The sequence below is a fragment of the Pontibacterium sp. genome (assembly GCF_041587635.1).
Lineage (GTDB): Bacteria > Pseudomonadota > Gammaproteobacteria > Pseudomonadales > Balneatricaceae > Pontibacterium.
In genome coordinates this window covers 1-4,709 of record NZ_JBFGYC010000320.1, presented here as the reverse complement: position 1 = coordinate 4,709, position 4,709 = coordinate 1, and the positions used below count along the sequence as shown (strand labels likewise).

Genomic DNA, 4,709 nt, shown 5'->3' with positions numbered 1-4,709 from the left:
TCTTCCAAACCGCATTCTCGCGCGCGATCGACTGAAACAGGCCATCACCGGCTGCACACGCAACAAGACAAAAGGCGCCCTGCTCTTTATCGACCTAGATAAGTTCAAGCGTGTGAACGATACGCTGGGCCATAATATCGGAGACCAACTGCTCATAGAGGCTGGCCGCCGCATCTCAAGCTGTATTCGTCAGGAAGATACAACCGCGCGCCTCAGCGGCGACGAATTTCTAGTGATTATTAGCAACCTATCTAACGAACACAACGCTGAGACTGTCGCCCGACATATCATCAACAGTCTTTGTAAGCCGTTAATTCTGGCTGACCAGAACATTGTGATCACTGCCAGCATAGGCATTGCACTGTTCCCAGATGACAGTACAGAAATCAATGAACTGATGCGCTTTGCCGACACTGCTATGTACCGGGCCAAAGCAATGGGTCGTAATGCCTTCTGCTTCTTTACCGAAGAGATGAATGACGAAGTTACCGCTCACCTGAAAATGGAAAACGAGCTTCGGACAGCCATCGAAGATGGCGCTCTGGAACTACACTTCCAACCGTTGACAAATTTAAGTAACAACAAGGTCTACGCAGCCGAGGCGCTGCTGCGTTGGAACAGCGAGACATTTGGCTCCGTTTCTCCTGCTGTGTTTATCCCTCTTGCGGAGGAATCAGACCTGATCCATCCATTGGGCAAATGGGTTCTGAATCAGGCTTGCCAACAGGCAGTTCAGTGGCGGCAGCAAGGTTACCCAGATGTTCGTGTCGCAGTAAATATTTCCCCTGTGCAGTTTCGTCAGGGTGATCTCGTACAAACGGTATCCGACACCTTGACTGCCTCAGGACTGCCCGCCGAGAATTTAGAGTTAGAGATTACCGAAAGTGCGCTGCTGGATAACACTGAGGCAGCACTGACGACACTGAATGCCCTGCGCAATCTAGGGGTTTGCTTGGCTATAGATGACTTTGGTACCGGCTACTCGTCACTGAGCTACCTATCCCGATTCCCGTTTGATGTTCTCAAAATAGATAAGTCCTTCATCGATCAGATTATCGAGGACAAGCATTGCCGTGCTTTAACAAAGGGCATCATCGACTTAGCTCATAGCCTGGATATGAGAGTTGTTGGTGAAGGCATCGAACAACAGGAACAGTGCGAGTTTCTGCGTGTGCATGACTGCGATAAGGGCCAGGGATATCTATTCAGCAAACCCGTTCCATACGGGCAGTTTATTGAGTATCTGAAAACCCACCCAACGAATTAAGGCGAACTTGCTTCACTTTAATTCGTCGACATAGCTTCTGATGAATTCACTACCCCATCCTCTTTCAGCGGGAAAATGTCTAGCTAAGCGAAATTAATATAGATTTTGCTTCATTGGGTATGAATCAGGCTTTAGCGGAGCCGGGTTACAACAAGCCTAATGCCGATTAAGGCAGAGACGATTCCGGCAATGACTGGAGGGCTTGGATGTGGTAGCTGGCAGACGCTCATTTACGTTAGCAATTGCAGGGCTGATTAAAGCGGGACGGCATACCGCTGCTTAATGTGGCGTAACTTTTACTTTTAAAGTCAGTTAGAAATGGGGAGGGTTACCTGATATATTTTGAGTGCTGAAGGGGCTCGACACACATCAAGCCCACCTCATAATCACAGTCGCTCTGATAGAAAATCAGACCACCATGCCCCCATCGGCAAAAAGAGCGTTCTGATAATGCGTATTCCCGATCAAGGCAACAAAGGCCTCTTCACGTGTATAACCGCTGTCCAACTGGTTGGTCCAGTAAGTCAGGTTATCGCCTGTAAATGCAGCACCTTGCGTTGCAGCTGTCACCTGAGAGACGAACTCACTGTTACTTAAACCACCCCATGCTGCCTGATAAGCCTCAGAGCTCATCAGATCTGTCGCCAGCTGATTCAGGTCGGTCGGCTGAGTCTGATAATCGTTCAGATCATCCCGTGTAGGGGCTGCGCCATTCACTAATGAATAGAGTGCTGCGACATTCTTCAGGGTCGTGGCATCCAGATTACTGAAAGTTACGTCGAGTGACTGATCGGCGAAGACTAACGATTCGATATCAATCAGCGTATCGGCTTCCACATAGGCCTGATCACGATATACCAGCTCCACTTCACCGGCCGCATTCACCTGCAGCTGATAGTCGTCCTGGTTGTAGGCCTGTCGAGCGGTATCCGTGCCAGCGCCGCCATCCAGCGTATCATTGCCGCGACCACCGATCAGAGTGTCATCACCCTCCCCGCCGCGCAGGATATCACCACCGTTATCGGGTGCCCAGCCCAGCTCATCGGTCTGGTAGCTTTGCGTCAGAGTCAGGTTGCCGTCAGCATCCAGCAGGGTATCGCGATGGTTAGCATGTTGCGCCAGATAAAGAGTGGCTTCAGCCCAACTTCCACCGTTATCGATAAACTGGGTCCCCAGCGTTACGGTCTCACTGTTATCTGCGGCATTACCCCAGATCCAGCTCACCAGATTGGTAACCTGCTCGGTGACGGAGCCATCAGTACTGTTCGCCGACTGGCTGAGGTAGGTGTCGTAAGCAATTTGTGCCCATTCCAGCGGGGTGCGGGCCTGGGACGATAAGGTGTTGAATGCCGCCACATCCGGCAGTTGTTGCGTGGCAGCGTGATACAGCACGGACACCGCGTCCAGCTGAGCACTGTTCTGTGCCATAAATGAGAGTCGATCATCCGCCTGCAACAGCTGATTGGTCGCGGCCAGTGCGGTTTCATCCTGTGGCAGGTAGACAATTTCGCCACCCGCCAGAATATCACCCAGCTGACTGTACCAGTCGCCAATCACAGTCAGGCTGGCATCACCGCTGAGTTCGCCCAAAAATGCGTTTGGCATGCCCCCAGTGAAGTCAAAGATCAAGGCATGAAAGCGTACAGTGAATATTACTCATCATTTCCAAAGGACAGTAAACCCATGCCAACGGGAGAGCACCTGTATCAAAAGTGGGTATCAGACCTCTTGTGTTAACACTGAATGTTGACGCTTTCATCCCGACCGCCTGCTACTTACCGGCCTGACGCTCTAACCTGCGAGCCTTAATCACAACCCGTATCCTGAAAACGTACGTAACATCGAATCCGGGGTACGTGTCGAACAATGAACGTATCGATACGATGAATCAGACAAGCAGGTGCTGCTAAACTGAGTACGGCAGACCCAAGTCAAATGCACCACTATATCAACGTGTGTTAAGTAGGAAGCTAATTCCGCCCTTACGTTTGCAGAACGTCTTATATTTCCAGAAACAATTGCCACCTTGATCGGGCACAACGAGACTTCCCGAAACCTGTTACACTGCGCAAAAATTTTTGACTGAGATATTGCTATGAGTTTTGCCTCATTGGGTTTGAATCAAACATTACTGGATGCAGTGGCCGAGCAGGGTTATAACACGCCGACCCCGATTCAGACTGAGGCGATTCCGGCGATTCTAGAAGGTCTGGACGTGATGGCCGGTGCGCAAACGGGCACCGGTAAAACCGCGGCGTTTGCCCTACCCATATTGCAGTTTTTGTCTGCACAAGCACGCGACTCCAGCGGAAAAGTATCAGTGCGGGCGTTGATCCTGACACCGACACGGGAACTGGCACAGCAGGTTCATGCCAGCGTCGTTAAATACGGTGCGCAAACCGATCTGCGCGCGGCACTGGTGTACGGTGGTGCCAGCATCAACAGCCAGATCGATCATCTGAAAGCGGGCGTTGATATTATTGTGGCAACACCCGGGCGTCTGATTGATCTGATGTATAAGCGGGCCATCGATCTGAGTCAGGTAGAGTATATGGTCTTTGATGAAGCGGACCGTATGCTCGACATGGGCTTTATGGACGAGATTCAGCGGATATTGAAGGTACTGCCGTCCACTCGCCAAACGCTGCTGTTTTCGGCCACATTTGACGACGAGATATTCAAGCTCAGTAAAACCCTGCTTAAGACGCCGAAGCTGATTGAAGTGGATGCGCGTAATACCGCATCAATTCAGGTTGAGCAGCGTGTCTATGCCGTGGATGAAGATCGTAAGCGGGAGCTGATCTCCTACCTGATCGGTTCACAAAACTGGCAACAGGTGCTGATTTTTACACGGACGAAATTAGGGGCGGATGCGCTGGCAAAAGAGATGTGCAAGGATGGCCTGAAAACGCAGGCGATTCATGGCGACAAATCTCAAGGCGCACGTGACCGGGTACTGGAAGAGTTTCGGGAAGGTAAAACACGGGTGCTGGTTGCCACCGATCTGGCCGCTCGAGGTCTGGATATTGAGGAGCTTAAATATGTCGTCAACTACGAACTACCCTTCAAAGCTGAAGACTACATCCACCGGATTGGCCGTACCGGGCGCGCAGGCGGCACTGGTTTAGCGATCTCGCTGGTATGTGAGGACGAAAACTACCTGCTGCAAGAGGTTGAAACCAAGCTCGAAACCCAACTGCCGCAACAGTGGTTTCCGGGATTTGAACCTGACTTAACACGGGAAGTGAAGAAAGCGCCCCGACGCAACAGTCGCGGTGCCCAGAAGCAACGCGCACGCGAGCGTGCACTGGGCAAAAAGCCCACGAAGCGCCGTCGTTAAGGAATACGACTCAACAGGCAGGCACCTTAACTCATCATGTGGGTTGCCTGCCGTTGAACCACAACGCACACCATTTTTCGTTCTATACCCATCCAACCTGCC

The 4,709-nt window shown here is 51.4% G+C and carries 3 protein-coding genes; 2 read left to right on the top strand and 1 reads right to left on the bottom strand.

Features of this window, described 5'->3' with window-relative positions; genetic code table 11:
- Positions 1–1,267: putative bifunctional diguanylate cyclase/phosphodiesterase (locus ABYW01_RS14520; protein ID WP_372833936.1), on the top strand; the 1,267-nt coding region annotated here is incomplete at its 5' end.
- 408 nt (positions 1,268–1,675) lie between these two features.
- Here the strand turns inward: ABYW01_RS14520 and ABYW01_RS14515 are convergent.
- Positions 1,676–2,872: a hypothetical protein gene (locus ABYW01_RS14515; RefSeq protein ID WP_372833934.1), complete on the bottom strand. Its 1,197-nt coding sequence runs from the start codon at positions 2,870–2,872 to the stop codon at positions 1,676–1,678.
- Between the two features lie 490 nt (positions 2,873–3,362).
- Here ABYW01_RS14515 and ABYW01_RS14510 point away from each other — a divergent pair, with 490 nt between their 5' ends.
- Positions 3,363–4,607 carry a DEAD/DEAH box helicase gene (locus tag ABYW01_RS14510; protein WP_372833931.1) on the top strand — a complete coding sequence of 415 codons (1,245 nt, stop codon included), beginning with the start codon at positions 3,363–3,365 and terminating at the stop codon, positions 4,605–4,607.
- The last annotated feature ends 102 nt before the right edge of the window (positions 4,608–4,709 follow it).